17 protein-coding genes are annotated in these 17,125 nt (G+C 55.6%); 6 read left to right on the forward strand and 11 right to left on the reverse strand.

The window, feature by feature from the left end:
• Window positions 1-88 precede the first annotated feature (88 nt).
• On the reverse strand, window positions 89-1,258 hold the full coding sequence (locus GVJ63_RS20780; RefSeq protein WP_045140740.1) for a cyanate transporter: 1,170 nt from the start codon (window positions 1,256-1,258) through the stop codon (window positions 89-91).
• A gap of 87 nt (window positions 1,259-1,345) precedes the next feature.
• On the opposite strand from GVJ63_RS20780, the gene GVJ63_RS20785 reads away from it, so the two are divergent.
• The 3 genes from GVJ63_RS20785 (at window position 1,346) to dbpA (ending at window position 6,002) form a co-directional block, all read left to right on the forward strand.
• The gene (locus GVJ63_RS20785) at window positions 1,346-2,206 is read left to right on the forward strand and encodes a LysR family transcriptional regulator (RefSeq protein ID WP_010255227.1); all 861 of its coding nucleotides are present in this window, start codon (window positions 1,346-1,348) and stop codon (window positions 2,204-2,206) included.
• Between the two features lie 90 nt (window positions 2,207-2,296).
• A complete protein-coding gene (locus tag GVJ63_RS20790; RefSeq protein ID WP_159227317.1) occupies window positions 2,297-3,709 on the forward strand; it encodes an amidohydrolase in 1,413 nt (470 codons plus the stop codon).
• A gap of 910 nt (window positions 3,710-4,619) precedes the next feature.
• Complete coding sequence (dbpA, locus tag GVJ63_RS20800) at window positions 4,620-6,002, forward strand: ATP-dependent RNA helicase DbpA (RefSeq protein WP_010255222.1); 1,383 nt, start codon at window positions 4,620-4,622, stop codon at window positions 6,000-6,002.
• A gap of 35 nt (window positions 6,003-6,037) precedes the next feature.
• On the opposite strand, the gene GVJ63_RS20805 is transcribed toward dbpA, so the two are convergent.
• Entirely contained in the window at window positions 6,038-6,430 is a 393-nt protein-coding gene (locus GVJ63_RS20805) for a YgiW/YdeI family stress tolerance OB fold protein (protein WP_010255219.1), read from the reverse strand.
• A gap of 167 nt (window positions 6,431-6,597) precedes the next feature.
• Between GVJ63_RS20805 and GVJ63_RS20810 the strand changes: the two genes are divergently transcribed.
• The 3 genes from GVJ63_RS20810 (at window position 6,598) to GVJ63_RS20815 (ending at window position 9,667) form a co-directional block, all read left to right on the forward strand.
• Window positions 6,598-7,560: a chemotaxis protein gene (locus tag GVJ63_RS20810; RefSeq protein ID WP_010255217.1), complete on the forward strand. Its 963-nt coding sequence runs from the start codon at window positions 6,598-6,600 to the stop codon at window positions 7,558-7,560.
• 80 nt (window positions 7,561-7,640) lie between these two features.
• Window positions 7,641-7,790 carry a hypothetical protein gene (locus GVJ63_RS22285; protein ID WP_022625169.1) on the forward strand — a complete coding sequence of 50 codons (150 nt, stop codon included), beginning with the start codon at window positions 7,641-7,643 and terminating at the stop codon, window positions 7,788-7,790.
• A 299-nt stretch (window positions 7,791-8,089) separates the two neighbouring features.
• Window positions 8,090-9,667: a methyl-accepting chemotaxis protein gene (locus tag GVJ63_RS20815; RefSeq protein ID WP_010255214.1), complete on the forward strand. Its 1,578-nt coding sequence runs from the start codon at window positions 8,090-8,092 to the stop codon at window positions 9,665-9,667.
• A 374-nt stretch (window positions 9,668-10,041) separates the two neighbouring features.
• On the opposite strand, the gene GVJ63_RS22430 is transcribed toward GVJ63_RS20815, so the two are convergent.
• The 9 genes from GVJ63_RS22430 to proA form a co-directional block, all read right to left on the reverse strand.
• Window positions 10,042-10,212, reverse strand: coding sequence for a cold-shock protein (locus GVJ63_RS22430; RefSeq protein WP_085978710.1), 171 nt, complete (start codon window positions 10,210-10,212; stop codon window positions 10,042-10,044).
• 3 nt (window positions 10,213-10,215) lie between these two features.
• Complete coding sequence (gene cspA / locus GVJ63_RS20820) at window positions 10,216-10,428, reverse strand: RNA chaperone/antiterminator CspA (protein WP_003854408.1); 213 nt, start codon at window positions 10,426-10,428, stop codon at window positions 10,216-10,218.
• A gap of 381 nt (window positions 10,429-10,809) precedes the next feature.
• Window positions 10,810-12,564, reverse strand: coding sequence for a glycosyl hydrolase family 28-related protein (locus GVJ63_RS20825; protein ID WP_010255209.1), 1,755 nt, complete (start codon window positions 12,562-12,564; stop codon window positions 10,810-10,812).
• A 203-nt stretch (window positions 12,565-12,767) separates the two neighbouring features.
• Window positions 12,768-13,061: a hypothetical protein gene (locus GVJ63_RS20830; RefSeq protein WP_010255207.1), complete on the reverse strand. Its 294-nt coding sequence runs from the start codon at window positions 13,059-13,061 to the stop codon at window positions 12,768-12,770.
• Entirely contained in the window at window positions 13,058-13,405 is a 348-nt protein-coding gene (locus GVJ63_RS20835; protein WP_010255205.1) for a hypothetical protein, read from the reverse strand. Before GVJ63_RS20835 ends, GVJ63_RS20830 begins: the two co-directional genes overlap by 4 nt.
• Window positions 13,402-13,869: a glycoside hydrolase family protein gene (locus GVJ63_RS20840; protein WP_010255203.1), complete on the reverse strand. Its 468-nt coding sequence runs from the start codon at window positions 13,867-13,869 to the stop codon at window positions 13,402-13,404. The genes GVJ63_RS20835 and GVJ63_RS20840 overlap by 4 nt, the downstream gene beginning before the upstream one ends.
• A 204-nt stretch (window positions 13,870-14,073) precedes the next feature.
• Entirely contained in the window at window positions 14,074-14,352 is a 279-nt protein-coding gene (locus tag GVJ63_RS22595) for a hypothetical protein (RefSeq protein WP_071778625.1), read from the reverse strand.
• A 423-nt stretch (window positions 14,353-14,775) separates the two neighbouring features.
• On the reverse strand, window positions 14,776-15,507 hold the full coding sequence (locus tag GVJ63_RS20850; protein WP_010255201.1) for a S24 family peptidase: 732 nt from the start codon (window positions 15,505-15,507) through the stop codon (window positions 14,776-14,778).
• A 360-nt stretch (window positions 15,508-15,867) separates the two neighbouring features.
• Window positions 15,868-17,121, reverse strand: coding sequence for a glutamate-5-semialdehyde dehydrogenase (gene proA / locus GVJ63_RS20855; protein ID WP_033766601.1), 1,254 nt, complete (start codon window positions 17,119-17,121; stop codon window positions 15,868-15,870).
• Between the last annotated feature and the right edge of the window lie 4 nt (window positions 17,122-17,125).

Consider the following 17,125-nt stretch of genomic DNA (forward strand, 5'->3'; position numbering starts at 1 on the left):
CATTGTTAACCTGTGGCAACAGAAGATGCGCGAATTTTCCCGGAGTGTGAACCAGAGAAAAATATTGCCGGGATTGGTCGGACCAAAATCAGCGATTCACCTCAGGAAAGGCGTGCTGATAGCTGCGCGGATGGAAACGCAGATTAAGCACGATTAACAGCAGCGTGACCGCCGCCTGCAATAACCAGACGCTGGTGAAGTGACCGGTGAGCGCATGCAACTGCCCCGCGATAAACGGCATGCTGCCTGCGATAATAAAGCCGACGCCCTGCATAAAAGCCACCAGCCGCGCGCCAGCCTGCGGCTGCTCCAGATGATCCAGCGCCAGCACCAGCGCCAGCGGAAATGCCCCGCCCAGCCCGAAGCCCGCAATCCCCGCCCAGAGCCACGGTGCCAGTTGTGGCGCAAACAGGAAACCGAGCATGCCGCTGAACTGCATCGCCAGTGTCAGCAGCAGCAGCGGACGGCGATCGCGGCCCCGCGCCAGCAAGGGCAGCAGCAGCGCACCTGTGACCTGACAGCCGATCATCATGCCAAGCAGTGACCCGCCCGCCTGCGCGCTCCAGCCGAGTTGATGATAAAAATCGGGCAGCCAGGCGACACAGATGGCATATCCGCCGTTCACCAGACCGAAGCTCAACGCCAGCGTCCAGGCGCGGGTTTTCCGCCACAGCGAAGGCAGAGCGGCGGCCTCTGTCCGGGTTGCACGTGGGGTGGTGATAAACAGCCAGAGCAGGATGGCCAGCACCACCGGCAGCGCCCAGCTGCTCAGCGCGCCCTGCCAGCCAAGCTGCCCATTCAGCCACGGCGAGATCGCCGCGCCAATCCCACCGCCGCCCATCAGCGCCGCTGCCCACAGTCCGGTCACGCCGGCACTGCGGCTGCCAAATCGCTGACGGATCAATCCCGGCATCGCCATCTGCACAATGCCAATGCCCGCCCCTCCCGGCACAGTACTCAGCACCAGCCAGCCTCCGTCAGCCACAAACAGCCGACTCACCAGCGCCAGCAACAGCAGCACCAGGCCACCCAGCAGCAGTTTACGTACCGCAAAGCGCTGCATCAGCGGGGCGCTGACTAACGCAATGGCACCCATCATCATCATCGGCACCGCAGGCAACAGCGATGCCGCCAGCGGCGACAGACCGATGCTCTGCCGCAGCTCGCCGAGTAACGGACTGACCGAGGTCATCAGCGGTCGCATATTGAGCCCGGCCAGCACCAGCGCCGCCAGCAGCAGGTTGTTCTCTCTCTTCATCTGAGATCCACACAGTTAAAAGTTGCCAGCCTGGCAGCAGTCGCTACTATCTGGAAATGAAATATTACTCTGCCAGGTAGTGGAAATATGAATCGTCAGCCGATGTTTACTCCGCAGCAGCTGCTCAGCTTTGTCGCGGTGTGCGAAACCGCCAGCTTTACCCGCGCCGCTGACCGGGTGCACCTGTCGCAGTCCACCGTCAGCCAGCAGGTGCGACGGCTGGAGGAAATGGTCGGCAAAGAGCTGCTGAACCGCTCCTCGCATCAGGTGCAGATCACCGAAGAGGGCGAGAAGCTTTTAGGCTACGCCCGGCGGATCATCGCCCTGAATGGGGAAGCGCACGATGTGCTGAGTGACCAGTGGCGCGACGGTGTGCTGCGTCTTGGCGTGCCGGAAGATTTCGCCGCGCCCACGGCCGGTTTGCTGGCGCACTTCAGTCGCGACCATCCGCAACTTCGGCTGGACGTGATGAGCGGCATGCAGGTGGAGCTGCGTCGCGCCTGGCAGCGTGAAGAGCTCGACATCATGCTGATTAAACAGCCCGCTGGCGAGCGTCCGCTGGCGTCGCGTCCTGAACCCCTGCTGTGGCTCGATAGCGCAGAGTGGCCCTGCTTTGAGCAGACGCCGGTACCGCTGGTGCTGTTTCCCCAGCAGGGGCTCTATCGCGATGAGGTGTGTCAGACGCTCGACGCACTGGGCCGTAGCTGGCGCATTAGTTACAGCAGCGCCAGCCTGGTCGCGCTGGCCGCCGCCAGTGCGCAGGGTCTGGGGCTGACATTACTGCCCGCCAGCTGCCGCCTGCCGCAACATCGGGTACTGGGCCCGGAACAGGGTCTGCCGGTGATTGATACCTTCGAACTGGCGCTGTTCTGTCGTCATCCGCAGGATCCGCTGCAGCGCGAGCTGGCGGAATCCCTGGCAACCTTCAGCCAGCTGCGCTGGCAGTGAGATATCGAATAGTCGTCAGTGGAAAATAACGCAGCAGGGTGGAGCGTCGTTTGTCAGATTAAGACCTTGTTCACTTTGCAGGAGCCTCTGATGCCTATTTCCTCTTCGCCGAGCCGCCGTGATTTCCTTGGGCAGAGCCGCCGTGATTTCCTTGGGCAGAGCGTCCGCTGGACCGCCGCAGGCGGCTTGCTGGCCGCCGGTCTCGGCCAGGCCAGTGCCGCCACGCCATCACCTTTGTCCTCCATCAATCCCGACCAGCCCGCCGCCCTGCCCCGGCAGGATCACTATCTGCTGCGCAATGTGCGGCTGGAGGAGGGCTTTATCCGTGAGGATGATGAGATCGTTGCGACCCGCACCGGGCGTTACGACATCAGCGTGCGCGACGGTAAAATTGACCAGCTGACACCCGCCGGTCAGGGTGACAGCACCCTGCCGTCGTGGGATGCACAGGATGCCCTGCTGCTGCCCGCCACCCAGGATATGCATATCCACCTTGATAAAACCTTCTACGGCGGCCCGTGGCAGGCTCCGCGTCCCCGTCAGGGCAAAACTATCATGGACATGATTGCGCGTGAACAGGTGCTGATTCCGCAACTGCTGCCGCACTCTCAGGCGCGCGCCGAAGGGTTGATCGCTCTGCTGCACGCCAAAGGCACCACCCGCGCCCGCAGCCATTGCAATATCGATCCGGTCAGCGGCCTGCAAAGTCTGGAGCATCTGCAGGCGGCATTAGCCCGTCACCCCGCCTTTCCCTGCGAGATTGTGGCCTTTCCCCAACATGGCCTGCTGCACTCGCAGGTTGATGGGCTGATGCGCGAGGCGATGCAGCACGGCGTTGAGTATGTCGGCGGCCTGGACCCCACCAATGTCGATGGTGCCATGGAGAAGTCACTGGATGCGATGTTCCAGATTGCGCTCGACTATCAGCGCGGCGTGGATATACATCTGCATGAAACCTCACCTGCTGGCGTGGCGGCGATTCAGTACATGATTGACACCGTGGCAAAGAATCCGGCGCTGAAGGGCAAAGTGACGCTGAGCCACGGTTTTGCGCTGGCGACCCTGACCGGCAGTACGCTGGATAAGATGATCGCAGGGCTGGCGGAGCAGCAGTTCAGCGTCGCCTCTACGCTGCCGATCGGCAAGCTGACCATGCCGATTCCGCAATTACAGGCAGCGGGCGTGAAGGTGATGACCGGCACCGACAGCGTTATCGATCACTGGTCACCGTTTGGCACCGGCAGCATGCTGGAAAAAGCGAATCTCTATGCGCAGCTCTATCGGGGATCGGATGAGTTCTCGCTGTCGCGGGCGCTGGCGATCGCCACAGACGATCGGCTGCCGCTGACAGCCCAGGGTGACCGCCAGTGGCCAGTACCGGGCGATGAAGCGAGCATGATGCTGGTAGCGGCGAGCTGTTCCGCCGAAGCCGTGGCACGGATTTCGCCGGTCGTCGCGACCTTCTCGCGCGGTAAACCGGTGTTTGCGCTGGCCCCGGCCTGAAACAGCAGGGCTGCGGACAAAAACGCCGGGAGCGTTTCTGAACAACGCAACGCGTTGGCCCGGCTACGGGCGCACCTCAGGGATGAGGTGCGTAATCGCCCGCGCTGAGCCTTCTCAGCAAATGCAGAGAGATCGAGCTGGCTCCGGCCCGGTTACAGACGACCACCTTACCTAAAGCGCCGGGAGCCAGTACCTGCCCCACAACGCAAACCCACTCCCCCCAAAAACAACAGAGCCTCCACAAGGGAGGCTCTGCATTTACCTGAGCGGAGTGCGGGTTACGCGCTTTTGGCCCATTTATCATTCGACATTAGTTCCATTGCCAGCGCGTATAAGCGACGATCTTCCTGATCACAGGGCTCATCTTCCGCATAACACGCAATCATCGAAGCGATCTTATCAGCCGATAAGCTCTCTCCATGAACATGCAGTGTCAGTACGGCGCGGCCTACTATTTTAAGCACATTTTCATGTGGTCCCTGGATGCGATTACTCAATGCAAATACCCTCTACCGGTCGTTGTACCAGGAATATGGCGCGCTAAATATAAAGCAATTAGCTCAGGATTTTTATCGGCACTAGTGGTGATATTTTTTAATGATTAATTCTATTACTGGAGTAGTAGTTAAGGATTTATCTGATTAACAATGAAATAAATATTTAAAAACGGCTACTTATCAAATAATCGCTGGCCTCAAAAGATCCTCATCCTGGAACAATCACATTGAGTCGGGGTTAATCTATAAAAATAAACCACCTTTCTCCCGTAAACTTCAGTCTATTCCTAAGCCCTCTGACAGATATAGTTTCATACTGCTAACCATCGAGGTTCCCGTTGCTGTCAGGCGTGCTTTCTGCCAGACTTGCCCCGCAATAATGCCCTACACTTTCAGCCTCAGAGGCCGCGCCCGTGACCGCTTTTTCTACCCTCAATTCGCTTCCCGACAGCCAGCTCGAAAACCTGCGCGAGATGGGCTACACCAGCATGACGCCCGTGCAGGCCGCTACGCTGCCCGCCATTCTGCAGGGACGCGACGTGCGCGCGCAGGCGAAAACCGGCAGCGGTAAAACGGCTGCCTTTGGTATTGGTTTACTGCACCATATCGACAGCGCCCGCTTTCAGACCCAGGCACTCATTCTCTGTCCGACCCGTGAACTGGCGGATCAGGTAGGCAATGTGCTGCGCCAGCTGGCGCGCTTCACCCGCAACATCAAAGTTCTCACTCTGTGTGGCGGACAGCCGATGAGCGCACAGCGTGATTCGCTGGTGCATCCGCCCCATATCGTGGTCGGCACGCCGGGTCGTATCCTCGACCACATTAACCGCGAAAACCTCAAGCTGGACCAGCTCAGCACGCTGGTCCTGGATGAAGCCGATCGGATGCTGGAGATGGGTTTCCTGAATGATATGGAAACGATCATTGAAGCGACGCCCGCTTCGCGCCAGACGCTGCTCTTTTCCGCCACCTGGCCAGACGGCATTACGGCTATCAGCACCCGCTTTCAGCGTGATGCGCTGAGCGTGGTGACAGAAGATGTCAGCGAACTGCCTTCAATCGATCAGCAGTTTTTCGAAGCCAGCCACAATGAAAAACTGGGTCTGCTGATAGCCCTGCTCAGCGATCGTCAGCCCTCATCCTGTGTGGTCTTCTGCAACACCAAACGTGAATGTGATGATGTCGCCGCGGCACTTAACGCGCGTGATATCAGCGCCCTGCCTTTGCATGGCGATCTGGAGCAGCGCGATCGCGAACGCGTGTTGATCCGCTTCGCTAACGGCAGTGGTCGCGTGCTGGTCGCCACCGACGTCGCTGCACGCGGACTCGACATCAAATCGCTGGCGATGGTGGTTAACTATCAGCTCGCCTGGGATCCTGAAATCCACCTGCACCGCATTGGTCGTACGGCGCGTGCGGGCGAACATGGCGTTGCGGTCAGCCTGGTTGCTGCCGATGAGATGGCTCGCGCGCATGCGCTGGAAGATTTCCTGCAGCAGAAGCTGCCGTGGGTCTCTGCCAGCACGCTGAAAAAGGGCAGCAGCAAGCCGCTGCCTGCAGCTATGATGACTTTGTGCATTGATGGTGGCCGTAAAGCCAAGATACGTCCGGGAGATATTCTGGGCGCGCTGACGGGTGAAGCGGGTTATCGTGCCGAGCAGATCGGCAAAATTGTCCTGACGCCGACCCACGCCTATGTGGCGATTGAGGCGAATCAGGCCAAAAATGCGCTGGTTAAACTCAAGCAGGGCAAAATCAAAGGCAAAACCTGCCGGGCGATTCTGCTGAAAGACTAAATAAAACGGGCGAGGAGATTACCTCGCCCGGTTTGTTACGGCTCTTCGATTTGGGTCACATGCAGCGTGGTTTTATCCCCTTTGCCCTGTACCTTGCCACTGACGCGTACTTTGTCTTCTGCGGTGTAGGTTTTACCATCAAAGGTCTTCTTCGGCGCGATAATCGGTAAGGTGCCGGTGTTGTCGCGGAACTGATACCGTTCGCCCTGCTCTTTCTTCACAATGTAACCTTCCAGCGTCACATATCCGCCCTGACGGAAATCGCGGATCTGATCAATATGCGTCTGACCGGTATCTTCTGAACCTTTATAGCCGGCATCCTGCTTGTGTTGCGGTGGTGGCGTATCGCCTGCTTTGTATCCGCCCTCTTCGGCCGAAACACCCGCACTCATCATCACCAGCAACGACGCCAGAATCACTTTTTTCATTTCACACTCCTTTATTGGAAAGGTGTCCATGTTGAACCTTCAGGGTTAATCCTGGCACATTAATTGGCGTCCGTTTTATTTCACCCTTCTCTTCTCACCTTTTTCCGTTTGCTGCCGATAACCTGTTCACACCCTATTTCACCAGCTGCGTTAATGCAGAGGCAACCATGGATAATTTTCAGAAAGAGATCGATGAGAGAGCGAACCTCGCGTTATCGAACAAGTTTGAGCTGCTGCTGTTTCGCTTAGGTTCCGATCAGCTGAAAGGCAAGTCTGAACTGTTTGGCATTAACGTCTTCAAGCTGCGTGAAATTGTGCCGATGCCAACTATCACCAAAGCCGCAGGCATGCGTTCGCCGCTGCTGGGTATGGCAAGTATTCGTGGCCAGTTCATTCCGGTCATCGACCTGCCTGCCGTGGCGGGTTGTGTGCCGGAAACCGGTCTTAACCTGCTGCTGGTTACCGAGTATGCCCGTAACACCCAGGCGTTTGCCGTAGAGTCAGTCGAGAACATTGTGCGTCTCGACTGGAGCCAGGTGCATACCGCCGAAGCCGGTATCGGCGGCCGCAACATTACCAGCATCGCCTGCCTGGACAGTGACAAGCAGAGCAACGAGCTGGCGATGGTGCTGGACGTTGAGCAAATCCTGTATGACATCATCCCATCGGTGCGCGGCGTCGAACCGGAAGCAGCCAGACCGCGTGCCTTCAACTACCGCCCAGGTGCGGTGGCGATTGTGGCAGAAGATTCCAAAGTCGCGCGTCAGCTGCTGGAGCAGGGTCTGAAGAGTATGGGCATTCCGGCGCTGATGTTTAACACCGGTCTGGATGCCTGGGAAAAAATTAAATTGATGAGCCAGGAAGCGCAGGCTGCCGGCGAATCGATTCACGACAAAATCGCCCTGGTGCTGACCGATCTGGAAATGCCAGAGATGGATGGTTTTACGCTGACCCGCAACATCAAGCGTGACCCGATCCTCAAGGCTCTGCCGGTCGTCATTCACTCCTCACTCTCTGGCAGCGCCAACGAAGATCACGTGCGCAAAGTGGGTGCCGATGGCTATGTGGCAAAGTTTGAGTTGAATGAGCTGTCAGACGTGATTTTCAACGTTCTCGACACTGCCCGCTAAGCGAATGCGGGCCGCTAAGAATGCCCGGCGCGCTTTTACTTTTTAGCCAGCAGAATGGCTGACCTGATCAGGAACCGACTATGCACATTGAAACTTTACCCGTTACGCCTGCACCTGCTACGCCTTCCCGTCAAAAGGTGCTGCGTGGCCGTTTACGCCAGCTGGCCTGGATTAGCGCCGTCACATTAAGCGTCGCGTTCTGGACAGGCCTCTACTTCTTAGTTTTCTGAATCCATTCATCCTTGTCTGGATCGGGCTGTCAGCATCAATGCTGACAGCCCTTTTTTTTGTCTGAATTTCCTCTGGTTATTACTTAACCATTTCTGATGATTTTTACTGACTATTTATTCACCCGGCGTTATTACTTAAAAATTATTAAAGGTACAACTTCGTGCTCCGATAACAGTATGCGCGAGATCACCTTTTTGCCTGAGGCTGTGACCACAGACATCAGCAAGGCACTGCGCACAACAGCAGGAAACCTGAGTGTTGCTAACAAATTGATTAATAATAAAATGGGGAAGAGAACATGTTCAGTATCAAGAATATGAAGGTGGGAATGCGGCTCGCAGCAGCCTTCGGTATTATTGTGACGTTACTGATAGTGATTGGCGTGACATCCATAACCAGGATTAACAGCATTAATACGGCGATCGCCTCGATCGTTGACGATCGTTATGTGAAAGTACGACTGGCATTTGATGTGCGCGATGGCGTCAACGATCAGATCAAATACCTGCGCGGCATGGTGATCGACACGACACGTCCGGAAATGAATGTGAAGCGTTATGGTCAGCTGGATGAAGCCACGCAACGCACCAACAGCGCAATGAAAAGGATCGAAGATATTCAGGTCACGCCGGTCGGCAAGAAAAAGATCGCCGGTCTGCTGGCCTCTTCGCAGGCTTTTGAGAAAGTTAAAGCAGAGCTGATCACCCTGGTGAAGGCGGGCGATTTTGAGGCTGCCAGCACCTATGTCCTGAAATCGATGACCGCCACCCAGAACAAATTCCTTCAGGATGCCGTGGATTTTGCCAACTCTCAGGACGCACAGTTGCGCAGTGAAGGTCAGGGTATTGTGGAAAATGGTCAGTCGGCTATCTCCATTACGCTGATTTTCTCCGCGCTGGCGATTCTGGCGTCTATTCTGCTGGGCTACTTCCTGACCCGTTCTATTGTGCGTCCGCTGGTTGCAGCGGTTGACGTTGCTGAACGCGTTGCCGCAGGCGATCTGAGTTCACAGATGCAGGTGACCTCACGCGATGAAACCGGCGTCCTGATGCAGGCGCTGCAACGAATGAACGATAATCTGCTGTCGATTGTGACCGAAGTGCGTACCGGTTCCGACACTATTGCGGTGGCCTCTAATCAGATCTCCAGCGGGAACCTTGATCTTTCGACCCGAACCGAACAGCAGGCCAGTTCGCTGGAAGAGACCGCCTCTGCCATGGAGCAGATGACGTCGACCGTGAAACACAATGCCGACAACGCGCGTGAAGCCAATCACCTGGTTTCAACCACTTCCAGCGTGGCGCGTGAAGGTGGCGTGGTAATGGAGCAGGTCATTGAGAAGATGGAAGCGATCGCCCTCTCCTCACGAAAAATTGTCGATATCATCAGCGTTATCGACTCCATCGCCTTCCAGACCAATATTCTCTCCCTCAACGCCGCGGTTGAAGCGGCACGCGCGGGTGAACAGGGTCGTGGCTTTGCGGTGGTGGCGAGTGAGGTGCGTAATCTGGCGCAGCGCTCAGCCTCAGCGGCCAAAGAGATTAAGGTACTGATTGAAGATTCCGTCGCTAAAGTCGATGAAGGTAGCAAGCTGGTGACACACGCCGGTTCAACTATCGGCGAAGTGGTGAACAGCGTGCAGAGCGTGGCAAACATCATGAGCGAAATCACCATTGCCAGCAGCGAGCAGAGCAGCGGCATCAATGAAATCAATCAGGCGATTACCCAGATGGAAGCGGTGACGCAGCAGAACGCCGCGCTGGTACAGGAAGCGTCAGCCGCCTCACAAGCGCTGCAGGATCAGGCAGAGCGTATGGCACAGGCGATGAGCGTATTTAATACCGGCAAGCTCTCACTGCAACCCGTACTGCGTTAATCCCTCTCAACGGCCTGCTTCGGCGGGCCAGTTTAAGAATGGTGACGATAAGGGCGGATAGGTTACAGGCAACAGAGCGGTTAGCGGTTAGCGGTTAGCGGTTAGCGGTTAGCGGTTAGCGGTTAGCGGTTAGCGGTTAGCGGTTAGCGGTTAGCGGTTAGCGGTTAGCGGTTAGCGGTTAGCGGTTAGCGGTTAGCGGTTAGCGGTAAAAGTTAAACAGGGAAAGTGAAAGTAAACAGGAAGGTAAAGAGGCAAAGGTTTGAGGTTTGAGGTTTGAGGTTTAAGAAGGAGGAAACGCACAAACAAAAAAGGCTGCCAGAGGCAGCCTTTTATTACTGTAAATGCAACAACGCTATAAAGCTCACTAGCCTTAATCAGAGGGCGCGAAGCTGGCTCTGAATTGCAATCCTTGCCAGGTTCACCTGAACCACGACAGATTTGCAGAAAATGCATTTCGCTCCATGCGGGTTGGCTCTTGTAACATCAAAATGTGATGTACGAAACTGTGAGCCACTACAGTGAGGACATTTAAAAGTAATTTTCAGTCCTTAGAGACCAACAACGTTCGCAGCAGCTGGGCCTTTGGCGCCATTTTCTACTGTGAATTCAACTTGCTGACCTTCATCTAATGAACGGAAATCGGTGCCCTGGATTGCAGAGAAATGTACGAATACATCTTTGCTGCCGTCTGCAGGAGAAATGAAACCGAAGCCTTTCTCTGCGTTAAACCATTTAACGGTACCGCGAATTTTGTTAGACATGCTTAAATCCTTAATATATCGAGCCTTCCGGCATACATAATGGCCTGAGAACAGATTTTAATCAGAACGTAAGAGAAGACTCAAAAAGAAGGGATGTCTCGCGACAAACTTAGAGATGAGAACTGCTTTGGTTACTTACTTTGATAGTGTCTGTTAATCAAACCGACGATTCATTAGGCCACACTTCTTAAAGTGACGCAAGCCGTAATTCAAATTAATCGCAATCAGCCCGCTGACGAGGATGAAGGCGAAAGGCTGTGTCAGGGAGACTGTCTGGCTTCACAATGCAACTGTGACTTTCCCGGCGACGTAAAAAGAAGCGGAGATAATGTCAGATCAAAAAAGGGCGAGGCCGGAGCCTCGCCCAAAACATGCCGATCATCAATCGTAGTAAGGAACCTTACGGTCAACGCCGTTGATATTGATCAGCACAAAACCGGTCGGAGCGGTCTTATTAGTCGGCGTACCCGCAGCAGTAGCCAGCGTAACCACCCCTTTTTCGTTGGCCCCGATGCCCGCCAGCCCGTTGTGCATGCCAAAACGTGCAGCGGGTTTCAGGTTGCTGATTTTGGTGATGTCCGTAACCACCGACATATCAGCCTGGAACAGCGAGCAGGAACCGGTATCGAAGCGGGTCGGACCGGTCGTCTTCAGGTTGAACATGGTCTCGCCGCTGTTCGCTCTCAGCTTGACCCAGATTACGGCATAGGTGGTCCCTACCCGGCCATAACGAATGTCCAGCACGGAAGGCTGCCCCATATGGTAAGCATCGGCCCAGACCGTCTCCAGTCGCTGGAGGTTGATCAGGGTTTTACCGGTGCCCACCACATTAACCGGCGAACCGGCGGTGCCGGAGGGCGTGGTCGCATCCGCTTTCCCGATCAGCTCCATTACCCATTGCTGGTTAGGCGCCGGGAAATAGAGCTGCCCCAGCCGATACCAGTTGTCGGTATCAGTGTTGTTCACCACTTTATAGCCGCTGTAGTAGCCGGCACGCAGCGAACCGGTCATGAACGTGCCGTAGTTCTCATCCCGACGATAGCCATATTCGAAGGTCGATAACCACTTACTTCCGGCCAGATCATTGGTGATTTTCGCCCCCGCCTGCAGGTTGATATGACGCATCACCACGCGGGCATTATTGAGATTGAGCGGCGTGGCGCAATCTTCAATGTTGAGCGTTTCGATGTTCCAGCCGCCATCCGACAGATCCCCCGGGTTAGTCGTGTGCTCAATCCAGACGTTACGCATGAGCCCCTGAGTGACGCGCGGCATATAGAGCGTGGCGTCGCCATAGCCCGACTGGAAGTTGGCATTACACAGCTCAATGGCGGTTGAGTGGTCCCAGTTCCCCTTCGGCGTGTTTGACCAGCCGACATCAAATACCCGTGAAAAGGTATTGGAGCTGTAAATCTGATCGAACTTACTGTCGAGCGTATCCTGCAGCTTAAAGACGGTTCCCCCGGTACTTTGCGCCTTGAAGCAGAAGATATTGACGATCTGGCCTCCGACAATGGTATTTTCAAAGAACGGCTGCGTGTTACTGCACTGTTCAGGCGTGACGGTGACTTTGGCCGTGGTGTCGACAGTCCCGGCGTTAGCCTGTCCATGCCAGCAGATGCCTTTAATGACGATTCGACGCGCATTAACCTTAAACACGGTTTTCGCGCTTTTATCAGAAACAATGGTGGTACGCGGTGCCGAGCCGAGCTCGATATCATCGCCTGCCAGACCAAAAAACGACAACTCCGTATCGCTGATATCGATGGGTGAAATCAGGAAGCGGCCCCCCGGAAAACGCACCGGAATGGCTTTCGCGTAGGCGTTGTAGGATTGTGTCCATGCCAGCATCCGCTTAAAGGCTTCAGTGTCATCGGTCACGCCATCCCCTTTCGCGCCAAAGTGCAGAATGTTCACTTCGGCGGGATCGTTGATGGTGCGCTTCCAGTAGAAACCGTTACCCACCGCCACCGTACCGCCATCATCTTTCAGCGGAGTGGTGCTGAGAAAACCGACAAAGTCTGCGCCGCCACGGAAGCTGGAGTCCTTATCGTAATAGCGTTTAAGGCTCGCGACTTCACCTGATTTTGGTGGAACAGTGGTACGCAGTTCAGCAAAAGAGTTAACTTCGATCATAGAATCCTCCTCAGGATCATAGAGATATCGCGCTGAAATCAGCGCACTACTTAGCCGCAGCCGGATGGCCGCAAAGGGAGTCCCACATGTCGTTGTGGGTGTTGATGGCGCGCACCGTACGAACGTCCATTTTTTGCGCGTCATCGCCGTAGGTATAAAGAGGGGAAAAAAGTACGCAGGCAGAGTCGGTGATCGCCACCGGCTCAGGGTTTGTGGTATTTCGACTGCTGCAGCTTGTCGCGAGCAGCAGCGTCATCAAGGCTATGGTTGTCAGTCGCCACACGGTTAGCCTCCTCGCGGTTATGTTGTTGCTGTTGCGCTACCGCGGTGACGCGGGACGCCTCCTGTTGCGCGTTATCGACGTCAGAACGCGCTTTTTGCTGCACTTTGCCGATTTTCTTGCCGCCGAAATAACTGGCGCCCAGCGCCGCGATGACCGCAGCCAGCGCGGCGATCCAGTGCCAGCTGCCGCCCAGTAAGGTGGTAATCAGAGTCATGGCTTCGCTCCTTCAGACTGCTCCTTCGCATTGAGCAGGTTTTTCTGACGAACAAATTGTGCAATCACCCCCATCGCCACCATGAAGGCGCCCACCAGCCCGAGGTAGTTGTGCGGCAGAATCGCTTTAACGTCTTCGGGCAGTGCACTCCAGGCATCAACCGCGGCAGAAGGAAACGACTGCGCCCAGGCGCTGAGCATGGAACCCAGCGACGCAAGCCAGACAGACCAGGTTTTGAAAAGCAGACGGGCATGAGAGACAAACTGGAGGGTGGTAAAGCGCTGCAGCAGCAGCAGAATGATGATTGCCGTCAGCACGGCGGTGAGAAACATGAGCCATCTCATAGCAACCCCCTGTAAACCGCATAGGTTCCGCTGCGCATCATCTCCGCGTGACGTCTGGCGCGGCCCGGCGTCTGACGGGCCCAGAGGCTGTTCATCATCGCGTCAGCCGCATCATTAAACTGTTCAGCCACGATCGCGCTGAGCATGTTTTTGAACTGCAGGACGCCCTCGACGCCCAGCTGATAAGCCATGCTCAGCAGCACGTCGGTGCGGGCGTCGTTGCACTTCGCCAGCGCATTACGCAGCAGCTCCCTGCCCTGCATCTCCTGAATTTTGTTTTCAAGAATGCACTGCTTCCAGACATCACCGACGCGCCGTGGCACGCGGAAAGCGTAATTACTCAGAGACGCCCCCTTGGGTCCAATGCGAATGCCGCCGGCCACCGTGGGAAAGCCCAGCGTGTCGAGATAGGGCGTGTCGACATACCCCTCTTCAAAATTCAGTACTGCGATTATCTGGCTCATAACGACTCCTCAATGACGGGTTAAAGCAATTCAGCCTTGTGAAAAGAAATACATAACGCTCGCTGATCATTACTCAGCACGGCGCAGCAGAAGGCCTTACTGACCCTGCAGCAAAACTGAACAGTAATTCAGCAAATTGCGCCCAGTGAGAACTGGAGAAAGCGAAGAGTTAGCCGGAACGGAAAAATGCGTTTTCTGCGCGTTTCAGCTCACGGCGTAGAGATGAACGTGCGGAAGACAGCAATTGTCGAAACTGGGTGTTTCCTGACTGGTGACGCGGGGTGCAGTAATTGCGCGGTCAACGCGCGGGGCGACCTGACGCTGGCAGATTTGCTCTGCACGTCTCAGGGGGGGTGTTTCAGTTGGGAAGTTCAGGGCCTCGTCGATGCTCTGTGTCAGGCTGCTGAGAGGTTGGCGCCGCCGGTGGCGACGAGTACGTGCGTTGCCTATAAAAACGCTTTTGCCATAGTGAATTATCGCCATAACTCCTCCTGTGAATGAGTCTTTGGCGATGGGGTGGCAGGCGCGAGCTTTCGGCGAACCGAACGGGCCCGAATGTCGCGTATCACGGTCGCACGCTTGCCGCCCGGCTGCATCAGCAGTCAGGTGGAAAGTAAGCGAGGGGAAATAAACGGCATCTGACGACGCTGCATTTTGCGCATCCACCCCATCCCAAAGTTCACTAACTTTGTGGTGGTATGATTCGCGCTTGTGCAGCGCCTCAATTGTTTAAGAGCGGCTCGTCCCTGAAAGAACTGCTTCGTTCATCCATATCCAAATTATTAACAGGTTCTTATGCTTTATCAAACACTGTTGGTTAATTTTTTATTTACCGCTGGTTAAATTTATGAATTTATGCCGATTATTTTTTTTTCAGCCTTCCTGAAAAAACCGGCAGAAGTGGCCTTAACCGAGGATTTGATAATGTCGCGCCTGGCTCATGATCACTTTGGCCAGTACCTTCAGGCTGGTGACGTCATCATGATTGAGATACCAGGTTTCATAGCGCTTATTGTCTGATATTACAGCGATTTTCTTATGCTGCAGCTGCAGGCGCTTGAGATAGAGCTGCTCATCGAGGGTGAAAATATAGATGCCGTCGCCGTCGAACATCCGCACGCTGATATCCACAAACAGCTGATCGCGCGGCGCAAAGGTGTCAGCCATGGAGTCACTGTTGATAGCGATTAACCGGATGTTTTCCGCCGGGCGCCCGTTGAACAGCACCCGCGCCTCATCCAGACCATATTCGATCGCCTGGATAGTCTCGACAAACTCATCACGCGCGGGCAGGCCTGCAGCACTTCGCTGACCAATGTCGAGGCTATCAATCCGAAACACATTCTTCTGACCGGTGAGCGCACTTAGCGTCACCGGTTCAGCAGGTTGTTCCATACCGTATTGCAGCCACTCAACCCTGACGCCCAGCAGCTGGCTGAGAGCCAGTAAATTGCCGCCATCCGGCACTGACTGCGCGTTAAACCACTTCCACACTCCCGGCGTTGAAATCTTACAGCCTTGCTGCTGCAGAGCCCTGGCAACCTGTTTGTTTCGTCCATGTCCGGCAATGCCGGCACTCTCACAGGCCGCTATCAGCCTGGCGGTGAAAGCTTGTCTTGTACTTTCTTTTTTAACCATTAGTTAATAATCAGCCATAGAAGAGATACTGGATGTTATTTTCATTATTGCTACCAGTTCATTTTATATTACCGCTCGTTTACTACCTAACCGCTTTATCAAGCATTCCTGATAATCATTATCCGCTTCAGCCCGCGGCTGGACAAAAAATATTGCCTCAGGCCGCGTACAGCCCCGGCTTTCAGGAATGTTCCGTAAAAAATTGCGTGAATATCAGCCAGAATAATGGCCAGTAGTGACGAGACCGGAACGGAAATTAAGCTGATGCGCAGAAAACTCTATCTTTCACTGGACCGGAAAATGGAGCTAAAAAAAACGGGAGTCTCTGAAAGACTCCCGCTTTGTTAAAAATTATGGCAGTTATGGCCGGAGCGTATCGTCGCCCCATGCTATCCATTTATAGGTCGTCAGCGCCTCTAATCCCATCGGACCACGGGCATGCAGTTTCTGGGTACTGACCGCCACTTCGGCACCCAGGCCAAACTGTCCGCCATCGGTGAAGCGGGTGCTTGCGTTGACATAGACCGCTGAGGAGTCGACCTGACGGACAAAACGCGCGGCGTTGCGGGTATTACGGGTCAGGATGGCATCCGAGTGCTGCGTGCCGTGCGTACGGATGTGATCGATCGCCTCATCCATATCCGCCACTAATTTGACGTTAAGATCCAGCGACAGCCACTCATCATTGTACTGCTGCGGATTCACCTGCGTGACCGATGCCGGGCCTTGCTGCAGTTGCGCCAGCACGTTGCTGTCAGCATGCAACGCGATCGCTTCCTGTGCCATACGCGCGCTGAAGGCGGGCAGGAAACGATCGGCAATCGCCTGATCCACCAGCAGCGTCTCCAGTGAGTTACAGGCGCTGGGACGCTGTTTCTTGGCGTTGACGATCAGATCAAGTGCCGGTTCGATCTCCATCGTCTCATCAATGTAGATGTGACAGACGCCGATGCCGCCGGTGATCACCGGAATAGTCGAATTTTCCCGGCACAGCTTATGCAGCCCGGCTCCGCCACGCGGGATCAGCATATCGACGTAGCGATCCAGCTTCAGTAGCTGATTCACCAGCTCGCGATCCGGATTTTCGATCGCCTGAACGATCGCCGCAGGCAGACCGTGCTGTTTGAGCGCGTTCTGGATCACTCGTACCGTGGCCGCATTGGTGCGCCAGGTCTCTTTACCGCCGCGCAGAATGGCGGCGTTGCCGGTTTTCAGGCACAGAGTGGCGACGTCCACCGTGACATTGGGACGCGCCTCGTAGATTACGGCCACCACGCCCAGCGGCACGCGACGACGCTCAATGCGCAGCCCGCTGTCGAGCTGACCGCCGTCAATTAATTGCCCCACCGGATCGGCCAGCTGGCAGACCTGGCGCACATCGCTGGCGATGCTGCCGAGGCGTTGCGGATTGAGTGTCAGCCGGTCCAGCAGCGCGGCGCTCATGCCGTTCTGACGCGCATCGGCTAAATCCAGCTCATTGGCCGCCAGAATGTCTGCGCTTTCCGCCTCCAGACGGTCGGCAATAGTCATCAGAACCTGATTTTTCTCTGCCGTCGACAGATCGGCCACGGTGTAAGCTGCGGCGCGCGCCGCTTTTCCCATCTCTTCAAGCATTGTC

This window comes from Pantoea sp. 18059 (assembly GCF_902706165.1).
GTDB classification, from domain to species: Bacteria; Pseudomonadota; Gammaproteobacteria; order Enterobacterales; family Enterobacteriaceae; genus Pantoea; species Pantoea agglomerans.